General features: G+C 54.5%; 17 protein-coding genes and 1 riboswitch. Of the genes, 9 read left to right on the top strand and 8 right to left on the bottom strand.

All coding sequences use genetic code 11. The features are described 5' to 3' along the window. Nucleotide 1: 1 nt before the first annotated feature. Nucleotides 2-1,249 (bottom strand): extracellular solute-binding protein, encoded by a 1,248-nt coding sequence (locus PU624_RS03035; protein WP_283544813.1) that lies wholly within the window; start codon nt 1,247-1,249, stop codon nt 2-4. Nucleotides 1,250-1,546: 297 nt separating this feature from the next. Here PU624_RS03035 and PU624_RS03030 point away from each other — a divergent pair, with 297 nt between their 5' ends. Further along, nucleotides 1,547-2,716, top strand: coding sequence for an ROK family transcriptional regulator (locus tag PU624_RS03030; RefSeq protein WP_283544812.1), 1,170 nt, complete (start codon nt 1,547-1,549; stop codon nt 2,714-2,716). A gap of 42 nt (nt 2,717-2,758) precedes the next feature. On the opposite strand, the gene PU624_RS03025 is transcribed toward PU624_RS03030, so the two are convergent. From PU624_RS03025 to PU624_RS03015, 3 genes are all read right to left on the bottom strand, one after another. Further along, nucleotides 2,759-4,033, bottom strand: coding sequence for a Glu/Leu/Phe/Val family dehydrogenase (locus PU624_RS03025; RefSeq protein ID WP_283544811.1), 1,275 nt, complete (start codon nt 4,031-4,033; stop codon nt 2,759-2,761). 462 nt (nt 4,034-4,495) lie between these two features. Then, entirely contained in the window at nt 4,496-4,885 is a 390-nt protein-coding gene (locus tag PU624_RS03020; protein ID WP_283544810.1) for a DUF1090 domain-containing protein, read from the bottom strand. A gap of 112 nt (nt 4,886-4,997) precedes the next feature. Next, a complete protein-coding gene (locus PU624_RS03015) occupies nt 4,998-5,768 on the bottom strand; it encodes a MerR family transcriptional regulator (RefSeq protein WP_283544809.1) in 771 nt (256 codons plus the stop codon). 359 nt (nt 5,769-6,127) lie between these two features. On the opposite strand from PU624_RS03015, the gene PU624_RS03010 reads away from it, so the two are divergent. Continuing rightward, complete coding sequence (locus tag PU624_RS03010) at nt 6,128-6,526, top strand: hypothetical protein (RefSeq protein WP_283545162.1); 399 nt, start codon at nt 6,128-6,130, stop codon at nt 6,524-6,526. 45 nt (nt 6,527-6,571) lie between these two features. Here the strand turns inward: PU624_RS03010 and PU624_RS03005 are convergent, their stop codons facing one another. Together PU624_RS03005 and PU624_RS03000 are read right to left on the bottom strand one after the other, a co-directional pair. Continuing rightward, nucleotides 6,572-7,045 carry a nuclear transport factor 2 family protein gene (locus PU624_RS03005; RefSeq protein ID WP_283544808.1) on the bottom strand — a complete coding sequence of 158 codons (474 nt, stop codon included), beginning with the start codon at nt 7,043-7,045 and terminating at the stop codon, nt 6,572-6,574. A gap of 50 nt (nt 7,046-7,095) precedes the next feature. Then, a complete protein-coding gene (locus tag PU624_RS03000) occupies nt 7,096-7,530 on the bottom strand; it encodes a 6,7-dimethyl-8-ribityllumazine synthase (RefSeq protein ID WP_283544807.1) in 435 nt (144 codons plus the stop codon). A gap of 357 nt (nt 7,531-7,887) precedes the next feature. Here PU624_RS03000 and PU624_RS02995 point away from each other — a divergent pair, with 357 nt between their 5' ends. Next, the gene (locus tag PU624_RS02995; RefSeq protein WP_283544806.1) at nt 7,888-8,595 is read left to right on the top strand and encodes a phage antirepressor KilAC domain-containing protein; all 708 of its coding nucleotides are present in this window, start codon (nt 7,888-7,890) and stop codon (nt 8,593-8,595) included. Between the two features lie 120 nt (nt 8,596-8,715). Here PU624_RS02995 and PU624_RS02990 read toward each other — a convergent pair whose 3' ends face one another. Further along, nucleotides 8,716-9,513: a MetQ/NlpA family ABC transporter substrate-binding protein gene (locus PU624_RS02990; RefSeq protein ID WP_283544805.1), complete on the bottom strand. Its 798-nt coding sequence runs from the start codon at nt 9,511-9,513 to the stop codon at nt 8,716-8,718. Between the two features lie 273 nt (nt 9,514-9,786). Here PU624_RS02990 and PU624_RS02985 point away from each other — a divergent pair, with 273 nt between their 5' ends. Next, nucleotides 9,787-10,170 carry a cupin domain-containing protein gene (locus PU624_RS02985; protein ID WP_283544804.1) on the top strand — a complete coding sequence of 128 codons (384 nt, stop codon included), beginning with the start codon at nt 9,787-9,789 and terminating at the stop codon, nt 10,168-10,170. A 154-nt stretch (nt 10,171-10,324) separates the two neighbouring features. Then, nucleotides 10,325-10,906, top strand: a complete 582-nt coding sequence (locus tag PU624_RS02980) for a DJ-1/PfpI family protein (protein ID WP_283544803.1) — start codon at nt 10,325-10,327, stop codon at nt 10,904-10,906. A 34-nt stretch (nt 10,907-10,940) separates the two neighbouring features. Here the strand turns inward: PU624_RS02980 and PU624_RS02975 are convergent, their stop codons facing one another. Next, nucleotides 10,941-11,990, bottom strand: a complete 1,050-nt coding sequence (locus PU624_RS02975; RefSeq protein ID WP_283544802.1) for an ABC transporter substrate-binding protein — start codon at nt 11,988-11,990, stop codon at nt 10,941-10,943. 211 nt (nt 11,991-12,201) lie between these two features. Further along, nucleotides 12,202-12,300: riboswitch (guanidine-I (ykkC/yxkD leader) on the top strand. 60 nt (nt 12,301-12,360) lie between these two features. Between PU624_RS02975 and PU624_RS02970 the strand changes: the two genes are divergently transcribed. The 4 genes from PU624_RS02970 to PU624_RS02955 are packed head-to-tail and all read left to right on the top strand — an operon-like array spanning nt 12,361 to nt 15,761. After that, nucleotides 12,361-13,416, top strand: a complete 1,056-nt coding sequence (locus PU624_RS02970) for a putative urea ABC transporter substrate-binding protein (RefSeq protein ID WP_283544801.1) — start codon at nt 12,361-12,363, stop codon at nt 13,414-13,416. 22 nt (nt 13,417-13,438) lie between these two features. After that, entirely contained in the window at nt 13,439-14,254 is an 816-nt protein-coding gene (locus PU624_RS02965) for an ABC transporter permease (RefSeq protein WP_283544800.1), read from the top strand. Beyond that, entirely contained in the window at nt 14,251-15,036 is a 786-nt protein-coding gene (locus PU624_RS02960) for an ABC transporter ATP-binding protein (RefSeq protein ID WP_283544799.1), read from the top strand. Before PU624_RS02965 ends, PU624_RS02960 begins: the two co-directional genes overlap by 4 nt. Then, nucleotides 15,033-15,761, top strand: a complete 729-nt coding sequence (locus tag PU624_RS02955) for an urea amidolyase associated protein UAAP1 (RefSeq protein WP_283544798.1) — start codon at nt 15,033-15,035, stop codon at nt 15,759-15,761. The genes PU624_RS02960 and PU624_RS02955 overlap by 4 nt, the downstream gene beginning before the upstream one ends. Nucleotides 15,762-15,771 lie beyond the last annotated feature (10 nt).

The raw sequence follows: 15,771 nt of genomic DNA, 5'->3' as shown, positions 1-15,771 counted from the left end.
CTTAACGTAACCGGGCGGCGCTTTTATCCACCGTTGCCATCGCGTCCTGAGCCGGGACTTTACCCAGCAATACCTGCTGTAACTGCTGCTGCAGCTGGTTTGACAGGCGCGAATAGTCCGCAGTCTCCGGACGTGACAGCATCACGTTTAGCGATTTGTCCGCCGCAGTAATCAGACTCTCCTGATCCTTTTTCACTGCCTCATCCTGATAAGAGGATTTCCAGATTGGCAGGCTGAGCTTCGCATACTGGTTCTGAACCGGCTGTGAGGTCATGTACTGAATGTACTGCCACGCCTCATTAGCATGCGTGCTGCCTTTGGTGATCCCCAGTCCCATCGACCCGTTCACCGCACCCACTTTTCCTGGCGCATCGCCCGGCGCAGGCATGATGCCAACGTCGCCCGCCACTTTGCTCTGCTTAGGATCGTTCGCCATGTTGTACATGTAGGTCCAGTTCAGCGCGAAAGCCGCATCGCCATTAGAGAATGATTTGCGCACATCCTCTTCCAGATATTCACGGGAAGCCGGGTTACTCAGCCCCTCATCAAGCGAGCTTTTCATCAGGTTCAGCGCCTTAAGCGAGGCCGGGCTGGAGAAGTCGAGTTTGCCGTTCTGATAGAACTGTCCGCCAAAGCCTGACACCAGCGTGGTGTAGTCACACACCAGCGCTTCCGCCTGGGACCAGCTCCAGACCAGCGGGTACGTCACAATCTTTTTGTCCTTGATGATCTTCGCGTCATCCAGCACCTGCTGCCAGGTCTGTGGCGGGGTGGTGATGCCCGCTTTAGCCAGCATCGCTTTGTTGTAATAGAGGTATTTGGTATCGAGGATCCACGGCATACCCAGCGTCTTACCCTTATAGACCACGGTATTCATTGCGCCCGGGAAGACCTTCTCTTTTTCCTCTGGCGTAATGCGGGCGCTGACATCCTGCAGCAGATCGAAACGGGCAAATTCCGCTGGCCAGATGGCATCGAACAGCACCACATCATAGCCATTACCGCCCGCGCCACGCGCCGCTACGATCTTGTCGTGCAGCGCTTCATAAGGAACAAACTCCAGATTGACGGTGACATCCGGGTGCTGCTTTTGAAAATCCTGCGTCATCGCGCGGATATCATTTTCGCTATAGGCCGCCTGCGTCATAAACAGGGCATTGATCTGGCTGGCCGCCGCCGCGCTGCCTGCGCTCAACATCAGTAAGGCGGCGAACCCGGCTTTCAGTTTGGGGGTATAACGCTGTGACATGGTCTTCTCCACTATGCAGCAACAGGCTGTCGGTTAATTAAATCAATTTGATTGATTTAATCAGGGGCAAAATTCTGGTCAGTGAGGGAACTGACCTGTCAGGAACCAAGCAAACGGCGTGCCACAAGTGCCAGAGGCAAAGCAACAAAGCCGTAACAACGCTGAAACTCAGACTGCGCTTTTATGGCAAAATTGCCTATGCTGAAGCGCGAAAAATGCGTGCAGCATCAAAGATATTGTTTGCCGGAACGTCCCTGGGGACCAATACTGTCGGGTCCCGCTGTAATGGAAAACAACATGAAAACCTCAGGTACCAACCTTGAACATGCGCGGGCGCATAACCGGCGTGTGGTGATTGAAGCCATTCGCCTGCACGGTGAACTGACCCGTGCCGAACTGGCCCGCATGACGGCGCTGACGCCGCAGACCGTCTCGAATATCGTGGCGGAACTGGAGCAGGCTGAACTGCTGACCAGCCGCCAGCCGCGCCGCAGCGGGCGCGGTCAGCCCTCGATTCCGGTTACGCTGAATCCCACCAGTGCCTGGTCGATCGGCATTCATCTGGATCATCAGACGCTGCTGCTGGTGCTGGTCGATCTCAGCGGTGAAGTGCATTTCCGCCGCCTCGTTCTGGTGCAAAAGCCGCAGCCGGCTGCCACCCTGGCGTGCATTGCCGACGTGCTGGAGGAAATGCGCCTCTTTCTCGGCGCTCAGTGGCAGAAAGTGCTGGGCATTGGCGTGGTGATGCCGGGACCTTTTGGCGTTGAGGGGATTTCATCTGTCGGGCCGACGACGCTAAACGGCTGGGAGCAGGTCGATATCGAGGCTGAACTTGCCGCCATCAGCGGCCTGCCGGTGACGCTGGAAAACGACGCCACGGTTGCCGCTATTGGCGAGCGCTTTCACGGTACGGCGCGCCACCTTAACTCCTTTATCTATCTCTATATCGGTACCGGCCTGGGCGCGGGGATCTTCACCGATGGCCATATCTATACCGGCCACGCCCATAATGCGGGTGAGATTGGACACATCGTCGTGGAACCTGGCGGCCGCGACTGCTACTGCGGTAATCAGGGCTGTCTGGAGCGGTATGTCTCGTTACAGGCCGCCTATGAATTCTGCGGGCTCGATCCGATGCGGGCGCTGCCTGAGGATCTGCTGCAGATTGACCCTGCGCTGTTCACTGCGTGGATTGAGAGCGTCATGACGCCGTTGCGCCAGGCGATCAATATTCTGGAGTCGGTGTTTGATGCTGAGGCGGTGATTATTGGCGGGATGATGCCTGCGCCGCTGCTGGAGCAGATGGTTGAGCGGTTACCTCCGCTTTATCAGTCAGTGCGGGGACGGTATCTGAACGATATGCGTCTGAAGACTGGCATGACAGGCAGCGATACGGCTGCGCTGGGTGCGGCCGCCTTGCCGATATTTGATGAGTTTAACCCGAAGTTTCAGGTGCTGATGAAGTAAGAGAGGAAAAGGGCGCTGTTGCCTGCAACAGCGCCCTGAGCATTAACCCGGATAGATACCGCGATCTTTACGCGCCATCAGGATTCGCTCACAGGCCACGATATAGGCTGCGGTGCGCAGCGAGCAATCTTTCTCCTTCGACTTGTCCCAGATATGGACCATCGCTTCGGTCATAATCTTATCGGAGCGACGATTGATTTCATCCTCGCTCCAGAAGAAGCTGGCCATGTCCTGCACCCATTCGAAGTAGCTGACGGTAACACCGCCGGCATTACAGACTACGTCCGGCACCACGATAATACCGCGTGTTGCCAGCATGTCATCGGCCTCCGGATAAGTCGGGCCGTTTGCGCCTTCCAGCACGATTTTGCAGCTCAGGATCTCTGCGCGTTCGCGAGTAATCTGACCTTCCAGCGCGGCCGGGATTAGGATATCCATCTCGGTGGTCCAGAACGCCTCTTTATCAATGCTCTGCGCACCAGGGAAACCGGCGATCTGCTTGTGGGCGATCTGCCATTCGCTGAGCGCGGCCATATCAATGCCATCTGAATTATAAATTGTCGCCGTGTGATCCTGAATTACCACCACACGAGCGCCCGCCTCATCAAACAGGCGTGCGGCTTCGCTGCCGACGTTACCGAAACCCTGAACCGCCACACGGGCACCTTCGATTTCGATGCCTGAACGACGAGCCACTTCGCGTCCGGTGATAAACACGCCACGACCCGTCGCTTTTTCACGGCCCAGTGAACCGCCCAGGTGAATCGGTTTGCCGGTCACCACGCCGGTAATCGTTGTGCCGTGGTTCATGGAATAGGTGTCCATCATCCACGCCATCACTTTGCTATTGGTACCCACGTCTGGCGCCGGAATATCTTTTTGCGGCCCGATAATGATGCCAATCTCGCTGGTATAACGACGGGTCAGCCGCTCAAGTTCACCATCTGAGAGTTTGAAAGGATCGACACGGATGCCGCCCTTAGCACCACCGTAAGGCAGGTTAACCGCCGCACATTTAATGGTCATCCACGCCGAAAGCGCCATGACTTCATTCAGATCGACATCCGGATGATAGCGAATACCGCCTTTACCTGGGCCGCGCGAAAGGTTGTGCTGAACGCGATAGCCTTCGAAATGGCGAATTGAGCCATCATCCATCTGGAGAGGAATATCAACAATCAACGCACGCTTTGGATGACGCAAAGTATCTATCCAACGTGAAAGATCGCCCAGATAAGGCGCAACCCGGTCGATTTGCTGTAAGTAGGTGGACCAGGCAGATGTGCTGCTTTCAGACGCATAAGATAACTTATCCATAAAAAACCTTTCTTAATGAAGTCATTTATTGGGTGGAGCCGTGAAGGGTGAGCGCATTATCTTGCGCGGACATAATCTAACACTTCTGAAACAAATAAGATGGTGCCTTTGCTCCATTTAAGTGCACCTATGCCCTGTTTTGGGGCAGAAAAGTGAATAAAACGGGGGCAATGACCCCATCAGGGCGAATAAAGATGCGCGTTAAGTGCGTATTGGCTGCATATCAGGGGAACCTCGCTATCTTTCAGATCTTTGAGGGCGTTCAAAAAGTTAAATAATTGATCGCTACCTGATTGACTTTACGGTCCTGATTTCGTGCATGAGAATAAGTAATTGAAGGATTACCTTAAGTAATGCATTGAGCAGGAATTGTACAGGTTAATCAGGCATTTAGATCAGAGAGGCAGCAGGGAGGGGAAAATCGAAAAAGAGCGGGCCAGCGCAGGCGCTGGCCCGGAGCGATTACTGATGAAGAACCTGTTCGGCTTCTTTCAGCGCCTGACGCGCATCTGCCAGTTTGTCTTCACGCTTCTGGATTTTGCTGGCGCTGCGTCCATCCGCTTTCGCTTTTGCCAGTTCCTGTTCGCGTTCCTGCACCTTTAACTTTTTCTCCGCCACTTTTTCCTGGCGCTGCTTTAACAGACTGCCTTCGGTGCAATTCTGTTCAACTTCGCGCAGGGCGGTCTCAAGGCCGGCAACCTGATGAGCATTATTGTGCTGGCGGGCAAAAGAGAGCTGAGTCTCAATCTCCTGCTTTTTGGCAGCACAACCGGTCAGGGCAGATGCCGCATGCGCAGCAGTGAAAGTGAGGGGCAACAGGCAAAGGCTGAGGGTCAGTAAAGTTTTTTTCATCGTAGTCTCGTCAATGAGTCAGAGTTGAGGCGCCAGTATACGTAGCCGCCTTAAGAGATTCTTAACGGAAAAAAATATTTACCGGAACGATAAAGCGGGGAACTGCCTGCTATCAGGCAGCGCTGGAGGCGTCAGAGTGCGAATAGTGGAGGTTACGATCAGGGCCACTGAGCATCACAGGATGACCATCCTGACTCTGCTGTTCGAAATAATCCTGCATCTGCTGACTGATCCCGGCACCACACCACATGACATGATGCTGATGGAGTTCAGATTTAATGGCGGGCTGTCCGGATGCGCGTGAGTCAACCGCAACATTAAAGCCCATCGCAGTAAGACGAATCGCTTCCAGCCAGATCTCAGTTTTATCGAGCACGCTCACCGCTTCCAGAAACAGAGGAACCGAGGATGCGTTACGCGATGAAACGCGCATCACTTTGTCTGCCTGTTGCTGAACGGATTGTTCAAAGCGATCGAGGCGACGTGACGCTCCGCGACGGTGATCGGCATACAGCCAGACGCTCAACGGTCGCAGCAGATTAATGATGAAATCATCACCGCTGTAGTTGCTGGACATATTGTGCATCTGACGCGAAAGCGACAGCGGTGTGCCGAATTCGAGCTGCCAGAGCATGTCGCCTTTGCGCGCTGCCCAGCCATAGGTCGTAACCGCTGATGCAGCCTGCTGGCCCACTTTGATCTCGTCCAGCGTTGCGCCCATGGCCGTTAAGCCTACCAGGATACGAATTTCGCTGAGGTGATCATCACTCCAGTCATCTGAATTCTGCTGTGGCGTCAGTAAACCCTGCTTCATCCAGCGCTTCAGGTTCGCAGGATGGGTGCCGGTAATCGCACAAACAGTCTCGGTATTAAGAATTTGCATTTCGTGCCCTCTGTAGAGGGAATAGCCGCCGGGATTAACCGGGGATGAACAACCACTATGAACCTTATAATCACCAATTAACAGAGTAAAAGCCTGCTAAAGCCGGGAATAGCACGCGTGACGCTGCGCTTATCGCGCCTTATTTAGCGGTTAAACTCATGATGATCAGCAGGTTAAATGTTCAGCTACCGCTTAAAAAAAGACTGTACATTTATTCAGTAAAGATTCTTTACACAAACCAAACCCGAAATCCGCACGGATTTACCCTTTTTAAGAGCATGCCGACGCTTTCCCCCCTTACATCCGACCGGCAAATCGCTAAAATAGCGGGTTCTGATGATCAGGAGAAAGAGTGCCCAATGCGTTATCGTTATACTCTCGCCGTTGTGACGGTTGCTGCTGTGCTGACCGGCTGCGCAAAGAAAAATGCCGCCACCGATGCGCAGGATGAATTTGCTGCTGGCCCGACGCAGATTGATGTTTCACACATCAAAACCCGCGCAGATGATGGCTCCAGTGTGTTCCTGACGGTAGATGGTAAAGACGCCGGCAGATTGCCTAACGGTGAAAGCATGCTGCTGCATGTTCAGGCCGGCAAGCACCAGATTGGTGGCTATGTGCCCACCCTGTTCGGTATGGGTCGGGTAACTATTGCGCCGGTAGAAGTGACCACGTCACCGGAAGATGTCAAAAAAGTGGCTTATACAGTCACCCGCAACAAAGCGACCTTTGTTGAAAACAAAGACGAGCAGGGCTGAGTTGATGAAGGCGGAGAGCAACACTCTCCGCTGAACACGCCTGCGTTATAAACCGAGTTCGCTCAGTGAAGGATGGTCGTCAGGGCGCCGTCCCTGTGGCCAGTGAAACAGCCGCTGTTCTTCATTGATTTTCAGATCGTTGATGCTGGCAAAGCGCTGCATCATTAATCCCTGCTCATCAAACGCCCAGTTTTCGTTGCCATACGAGCGATACCACTGCAGCTGTTCATCGTGCCACTCATAGGCAAACCGCACCGCAATCCGGTTCTGGTCATAACTCCACAGCTCTTTGATCAGCCGATACTGCTGCTCCCGCTGCCATTTCTGCTGCAGGAAAGCGACAATTTCTGCCCGGCCGGTCAGAAACGTATCGCGATTACGCCACTGGCTATCCGCTGAATAAGCCAGCGCGACACGCTCAGCATCCCGGCTGTTCCAGCCATCCTCAGCCAGCCGGACTTTTTCTATCGCCTGTTCAGGCCGGGTAAACGGCGGTAAAGGCGGACGTGAATTTTCCAACTTACTCTCCTTAACAGCGCAGACAGATGCGTCAGCCGCATCCGGAATAATCAGAGTTCCAGAGAGTGGATCTGACAGACGGCACGCGCCGCTTCCTGACCTTTTTTCACGAAATGCTGGGTATAGAAGTCGATAAACTCTGCCGATGGCTGGAAATTGTGTGGCGTCAGGGAAACCGAGAACACCGGTACGTTGGTCGCCAGCTGCGCCTGCATCAGACCACTGACCACCGCCTGCGCGACGAAATCATGGCGATAGATGCCGCCATCCACCACCAGAGCCGCACAGACAATCGCATCATACTTGCCGGTCTGCGCCAGACGTTGTGCCAGCAGCGGCATTTCAAAAGCGCCCGGCACATCCCATGTTTTAATCTCATATGCCGCACCCCGGCTTTCCAGTTCCTGTTCGAAACCGGTCAGAACCTGAGAAACGATCTCGCTGTGCCAGTTGGCTTTAATAAAGGCGACTTTCAACGGCTGCATGACTTACTCCAAAAAAAGGTGACATCCAGTGGTAACGGGCCTGATTTCATCCCTGCACCCCGAATCAAAAATAGTGAGCCTGGCAGGCCAGTAACCTGCTGACTGCCTTCACTATACTGTAATGTAAAGAGTCTGTGTCCATCATTGTGATTATATGTAAATAACCGAGGCTCTGATTACCTCTCTATGCTGCAGCAAAAGCCCGCAACGCCTCCAGTAAGGCTTCTCCGCATCCTTTTTGCGTAACCGCTTCCAGTTACGTTACTGCTTAAATAAAATACTGGATATTTGAACAGGTGTTTGTATAATAAATGGACTGCCCGCCGGGTATTGGTAGCGTAAGTGAGGGGTGAACCCATGATGATTTCGACTGAAAGCCTCAGGTCTCTGGAACAATCGGTCACAATGAGCAGCCGTGAGCTGGCTCAGATGACCGGTATTACACACGGAGAAGTGAAGCGGTTAATCAAAAGTCTGGAGACGGCTCAGCGTCTCTCCCAGCCACTCATCGTGAATGAGTATGAGCGGGAAGGGGAAGTGCGTCAGGAGTTCCGCCTGAGCAAGCGTGACTCGCTGCTGGCTGTCGCTCGCCTGTCGCCGGGCTTCACGGCTGAAGTGCTGGATCGCTGGCAGGATCGCGAGAAGACCACCCATCTGCCTGACTTTACCAATCCGGCTGAAGCGGCTCGCGCCTGGGCCGAGCAGTTTGAACAGCGTCAGGCGGCAGAGCAGCAGCTGGCTCTCTCGGCACCCAAAGCCGCGTTCTTTGATAACTTCGTCGAGGTGGATGACTGTCTGGGCTTTCGCCAGCTCTGCAAAATGCTGAAAGTGAAAGAGCCGGAGTTCCGCCAGTTCCTGCTGGAGCGCAACATTATGTATCGCGCCAAAGGCACCCTGACGCCGCAGCACTACCATCTGCAGGCCGGATACTTCACGTTGCATACCGGTACGGGCGAAAACCAGCACGCGTTCTCTCAGGCGCGATTTACCTCCAAAGGGGTGAAATGGGTTGCCAGCCTGTGGGCAGGACATCTCTCTGCTCAGCCTAAAGGCGCAGCCGCGTAAGGGCATATCCGGACTTTTAGCAGAGGCTGATGGGTAAGCGCAGGCAGAAAACGCAGAAATAAAAAAGGCCGCAACTGAGTGCGGCCTTTTTTGATCGTTCAGGTCCGATTAATGGGGGAATTACCAGCCTTTAATCGCATCACCTTTGTAGACTTCTTCCGCTTTCGCCGCGACTTCCGGTGACTGCAGCGCAGCCTTCAGCTTCTGAATTTTATCGCTGTCTTTATTATCTTCCCGTGATACCAGGGCATTCACGTAAGGCGACGAGGCACTTTCCATAAACAGGCCATCACGGTGTGCTGATAATCCAGCCTGAGCCGAGAAGTTGGTATTAATGATCGACAGACTGACATTAGGATCGTCTAACGTGCGGGTCAGCTGTGGGGTATCCACTTCAACCAGCTTCAGATTTTTTGGATTTTCGATGATATCCAGCGAGGTCGGTAAATAACCCACACCGTCTTTCAGTTTAATCAGACCCTGTGCCTGCAGCAGCAGCAGGCTGCGTCCCAGCGTGGTGGCTTCGTTAGAGATGGTGATAGTGGCACCACTCTGCAGCTCACTGATGTTTTTGATTTTGTGCGAATAAGCCGCAATCGGGAAGACGAACGTTTTACCCACTACGGCAAACTTATAGCCGCGTTCTTTAGACTGTGACTCAAGATAGGGCAGGCTCTGGAAGGCATTAGCATCGACTTCTTTGTTATTCAGCGCTTCATTAGGCAGCACATAATCATTGAAGTTAAGCACTTCAACATCGAGCTTGTATTTATCTTTAGCAACCTGCTGAACCACCTGCCAGATCGCTTCATCGGGCCCGGTATTAATCGCAACTTTAACTTTGTTATCGTCGTCTTTTGAGCAGGCGGATAATAATAAAACAGAACTGGCAAGTAATGCCGTAAACAGACCTTTCATTATCAGAAATCCCTCAGATAGTAGATGTTTTCAAAGATAATACAGAATGCACGGGTTGCGTACTGACTGAGGAATATATCTTATAACCACAACGCTGATTTCGAACAGTAATTAACCAGATTCTCGCGCTGATCAATAATTCTCGGCCATTATTCCTGGATTCGCTGGCGGATATTTTCAGTCAATTAGCGTATTAAGCAGCCACGTAATTTTCTTCTACGCTTACTAATCAGTCATTACAGGCATTCTATTGATTATTAACAGGGATTAACTATGTCGAAGCAAGATAGCGGGATCAACGCAGTTGAAGTCATGCGCAGCAGCCAGGCCTGGAATGGTGAAGTCATTGAAGCCTATCCTGCTGGCGAACCCGAGCTGACGGTTATGCGGCTGTCACTGCCTGCCCACACGTCATTGCCCTGGCACACTCATCCAATGCCGAATGCGGCGTTTATTCTCTCCGGCACCCTGATTGTTGAGGATAAAGAGAGCGGCGAGCAGCGCACTTTCCATGCGGGTGAGGCGCTTAATGAGACGGTGAACAGCGCGCATCGCGGCTATACGCTGGATGAGCCAGCCGAACTGGTGATTACCTATGCCGGTGTGAAAGGGCAGGAACTGACCGAGCCGTTACCGGGCGAACCCGAAGAGTTTTAAATCCTCACGCATCACGGTAGCCGAAGAGACTGCCGTGATGCAGTCCTGCAGCAAACCCCGCCGCACTTGATGCTGATCAGTAACACGCGCGCCAGCTCAGCCCAGGATTGAAGGTTCTTTGCGTCATCCACATCAGTATAAAAAGGATTTTTTCATGGATAAGAATGTAGCTGTGCTGCTCGCGCCTGGCTTTGAAGAGGCTGAAGCCATTATTACGCTTGATATCCTTTCACGGCTGGGCCTTCGCGTGACGACTCTGGCCTGCCAGCCCTACCGGGAGATAACCAGTTATCATCAGGTGAAGCTTGTCGCGGATGAGTTGCTGGAGACGAATCGCGAGCGGCTGTTTGATGCGGTGATTGTGCCGGGCGGCCCCGACGGCAGCAAAAACCTGACAGCGAATGCTGCGGTCATCGATTTTATACGCCAGCATGATGACGCGGGCCGTCTGATCTGCCCCATCTGCTCCGCAGCAGCCAGAGTTCTTGCGCCTCATGGTCTGTTAAAAGGGCGGCGCTATGTCAGTTCCGGCACCTCATCAGAAGGTGTCACCGATGGCGTTTACGTCGATGCATCGGTGGTGAAAGATGGCAACCTGCTGAGCGGGCAGGATCTGGGTGCGGCGTTTGATTTCGCTTTCGCGATTGCATTTGTGCTGACAGGCGAGGGTGACCAGGCCATCGAACAGGCAGAACACATCAGCCATCGGCTAAAAGTCGATTTCACTCAGCTTTAATCTGCTTTGTGCGCCCCGAGTCGCGGGGCGCACATCATTCAGGCCCCTGATAAGTAGTGCGATAGAAACGCTGATACCAGCGGTTAGCCAGCCTGTTCATGTCCACATCCTGAAACTTCTGCGGATAGAGTTTTTTCGCCATCCACAGCTCGCCAAGCCCCATCGCTTCCGGCATCGGATAGCCCCAGGCTTTGGCGTACTCCGGCATCAGAAAGACGCGATGATGTTTGACCGCGTCAATCGCCTGCCATTGCGGTGAGCTGTTGATCTCATTGACGACAGAGGGGTAACGATTCTGCACAAAAATCACCTGCGGATCCCAGGCGATCACCTGCTCCATCGACACCGTTTTAAAGCCCTGTACAGTCGCGGCGGCGACGTTGACCGCGCCCGCATGCCGCATCATCAGGCCGGTGTATTTTCCTGAGCCATACGTGGTCAGCTCCGGGTTCGCCATGTAGGCACGAATACGTTTCTCCGCCGGAATATCCTTCAGGCGGTCGCTGACCATTTTGCGTCCCTGATCGGTGGCCTCAATCAGCGCTTTCGCTTCTGCGGGTTTATTGGCGATCTCGCCAATCAGCGTAATCCCTTCACGCAGCCCTTTGTCGTAAGCCATCTCCTCGTCATCCATTGTCGGATTCATTCTGGCCTTTTCACCTGGCTGATCGTGACGCAGCGAGATAGCCACCACAGGAATCCCCAGCGCGGTAATGCTGTCGATCATCTCGTGCGGGGCATAATTGGTGACAAACACCACCTGCGGATGCAGTGCCACCAGTTTCTCCGGATCAACATGCGTCAGATCGCCCAGCGTGGCCATATGGTTCAGCTCAGGGGCGAGTCGGGCATAGCCGTCGCCGAGCTGCTGCTTCCAGTTCGCCATCACACCCACGATTTTATCGGTGGCGTTCATCTGCACCAGCAGGTTCAGCGTCTGGTGCTGAAGCACGACAATGCGGTCAACGTGGTCAGGAATCGCAACCTGGCGGCCAATCTGATCGGTAATCTGGCGCGATGCCTGGGAAGTGAGCGGAAGGAGTATCAGTAAACCGAGTGTGCATGCCTGCCAGAAGCGCTTCATTAACTATCCTCAAAAATCGTTATGAAATGGATTATATAGCGATAGGTGACCGGCGTCACGGCACCGATTATGTGCAACGCCCGTTGCTGGCTCACCATCCCGGTGCCTTATGAAATGCGAATCCACTATTTAACTGATATTAATAGATTTAATTTCTGGCACGCCATTTGCTGAAGTCAAAACAGTAAGCAGCGTTCGACACAACTGATAGCAAATAGCTGGCTAGGGTTCCGGTTCACGCAGGTGAATGTCTGGTCCGAGAGCTGGCGACCTCTGCGAGGTTACACGGCGGGACAAAAGCCCGGGAGACAGCGGCACCATCTGGTGTCTTGCGCTGCTCCCGTTTTTTTGTGCCAACCAGAGGTCAACCATGAAGAAATCACCACTCCTGACGCTTGTTATGTCTCTGGCGCTGCTGGTCAGCGCGCCGTCTTCCGCCGCAGTCAAAAAAGAGTTCAATATCTGCTGGACCATCTACGCGGGCTGGATGCCGTGGGGCACCATCAGCAATGAGAAGATCATTGATAAATGGGCCAGCAAATATGGCATCAAAATTCATATCACCCAGCTCAATGACTACATCGAGTCGATCAACCAGTACACCGCCGGGCAGTTCGACGGCTGCACCATGACCAATATGGACGCGCTGACCATTCCTGCGGCGGGTGGCATTGATAGCACCGCGCTGATCACCGGCAGCTACTCCGATGGTAACGACGGCGTGGTGCTGAAAGGGGAAAATAAGAAACTCAGCGATCTGAAAGGGATGTCGGTCTATCTGCCTGCGCTGTCGGTTTCTCACTACCTGCTGGTGCGGGGTCTGGAGAAGGCCGGACTGCAGGAAAAAGACGTTAAAGTCGTGAACACCTCCGATGCCGATATCGTTTCCGCCTTCGGCACCAGCAACGTCAAAGCGGCCGTCGCCTGGAACCCGCAGCTTTCGGTCATCAAAAAGACGCCACAAACGACCGAAGTATTCAGCTCAACGGCCGTACCGGGCGAGTTGATTGACATGATGGTGGTGAACACCGACACCCTGAAAGACAATCCCGCACTCGGTAAAGCGCTGACCGGCGCCTGGTTTGAGATGATGGCGAAAATGCAGGCAGGAGACACGCAGGCGCTGAGCGCAATGGCGGCCGATTCCGGTACCGATCTCGCCGGTTACAAGGCGCAGCTGAAAACCACTCACCTGTTCTGGACGCCCGCCGAAACCCAGACCTTTGTCTCTTCCCCCGATCTGGCGAAAACCATGCAGCGCGTCGCCGCGTTCTCCTTTGATAAAGGATTGCTGGGCGAGGGTGCGCAAAGCGCGGACTTCATCGGCATGAGCTTCCCTGGCAACGTCACCCTTGGCGACAAAGCCAACATCAAACTGCGCTTTGACGACAGCTATCTGAAGATGGCCGCGGCGGGCAAGCTGTAATCACCGATCTCAGGAGTTTTTCATGCGCCACATCAACCGCTACCCCCGGCAGGGAATGCGCCTGACGCTAATGCTGTTACCGTTTGTGTTGCTGATTGCCGTCTGGTTTATCAGTTCGGCGGTGCGTCTGGAGGCTAATCCCCAGGACAAACTGCTACCCGGTCTGTCGCAGATGATCGCGGCCATCGACCGGATGGCGTTTACCCCGGACAAGCGCAGCGGGGAATATCTGCTGTGGGCGGATACGTGGATTAGCTTAAGTCGTCTGCTGACCGGCCTCGTGATCTCGTCGCTGATTGGCCTTTGCATCGGTGTGGCTGCGGGCGTCTTCCCGATGACCCGCGCCGCGCTGTCACCGTTCATGACCGTGATATCGATGATCCCGCCGCTGGCGCTGCTGCCGATGCTGTTTATCGTCTTCGGGCTGGATGAGCTGTCAAAAGTGATGCTGATTGTCATCGGCATTACGCCGATGCTGGCGCGCGATCTGGAACATCGGGCGCGGGAGATCCCCGCAGAGCTGTTTATCAAAGCGCAGACTCTGGGGGCGAACAGCTGGACGGTGGTGCTGCGGGTGGTGGTGCCGCAGCTCTTATCGCGGCTGATCACCTCACTGCGTCTGCTGCTGGGTTCCGCATGGCTGTTTCTGATCTCCGCCGAAGCCATTTCCGCAACCGCCGGACTAGGTTACCGCATCTTCCTGGTACGCCGCTATATGGCGATGGATGTGATCATTCCTTATGTCATCTGGATCACGCTGCTGGCGTGGCTGATGGATCTCGCGCTGCGTCAGCTGCACAAAGCCTGTTTCCCCTGGGCGGAAGGAGGCCGGGAATGAGTTTTATCGAAATCAACAATATCTGGCAGGAGTATGGCGACCACGTGGTGCTGGAACGCATCAATCTGCAGGTGAAAGAGGGCGAGTTCTGCTCGCTGGTAGGGGCGTCGGGCTGCGGTAAATCGACGTTTTTACGCCTGCTGCTCGGTCAGGAAAAGCCGACGCGAGGATCAATCACCCTGGATGGTAAGCAGCTGCCCGGCGAGCCGGATCGCAGCCGTGGCGTGGTGTTTCAGCGCTACTCCGTTTTCCCCCATCTTAACGTGCTGGATAACGTCGCCATTGGCCTCGAACTTCCGGCGTCACCCTTTACCGGGCGGCTGTTTGGCGCCCGGAAACGCCAGGCCCGTGAGCAGGCAAAACAGATGCTGGAGAAAGTCGGGCTGGGTCATTCGCTGGATAAATATCCGGCGCAGCTTTCCGGCGGGATGCAGCAGCGGCTGGCGATTGCTCAGGCGTTTGTGATGCAGCCGCGCGTGTTGCTGCTGGATGAGCCGTTTGGCGCGCTGGACCCCGGCATCCGCAAAGATATGCATGCGCTGCTGCTCCAGCTGTGGAGCGAAACCCGGATGACGGTGTTTATGGTCACGCACGATCTTGCCGAAGGCTTCAATCTGGGCACCCGGCTGCTGGTGTTCGACAAAGTGCGCATCGACCCACAGGCCCCCAATGCCTGGGGCGCGCGCATCACTTACGACATTCCGCTTAATGAAACGCGGCTGTCTCAGCTGACGACCGGCAGCAAAAACAACATTTATCCCTTTAAGGAGACCGCTCAATGACAGAACTTTTTCATTCAGCCCCCAGCCTGCGCGAAGAGCCGCTGCCAGGCGGAGCGCATACCTCGCTGATTCTGCGCAAAGGGCAGATTCTGCGCCTGACCGATATCGACGGCGGCGCGAACGTCAGCATGATGATGCTCAATCCACACGAGAAAAGTGAACGGCTGAATCTGCCGGACACCCTGAAAGGCCAGCACACGGCCCGCCTGACCACCGGTCACTGTTTCTACTCCGACATGGGACGCGTGATGGCCGCGATCGTAGTGGATAGCTGCGGCTGGCATGATCCATTTGGTGGCGTACTCAATGCGTCGGAAACACAGGAAAAATACGGTGCCGGGCGCTATCAGGAGCTGCGCAACGGCTTCTACCGCAACGGCGTGGATAACCTGCTGGTGGAGATGGGCAAATGGGATCTGGGCCTGGAAGATCTGCTGATGGTCGTCAACTTCTTCAGCAAGGTCACGGTGGATGAGCAGGGCCGCTTCGCCTTCAGCACCGGCAACAGCCGTGCGGGGGATTTCGTTGAGCTTTATGCGCCCATGGACGTGCTGATGGTGCTGACCGCGCTGCCACATCCGCAGGATCCCGCCACGGATTATCTCCCGCGTCCGGTTCAGCTGAGCTGGTATCAGGCCGACGATATGCAGGCCGTCAGTGAAGCGATGGTGACTCGCGGTGAAAACGAGCGCGCATTGCATAACACTCAACTTTTTGCCCTGTAAGGAGGCTACG

Origin of the sequence: Pantoea sp. Lij88, assembly GCF_030062155.1 — a bacterium.
Taxonomy (GTDB): Bacteria; Pseudomonadota; Gammaproteobacteria; order Enterobacterales; family Enterobacteriaceae; genus Pantoea.
Note: the sequence above shows the minus strand (reverse complement) of the source record. Positions and strands in the feature narration are given on the sequence as shown.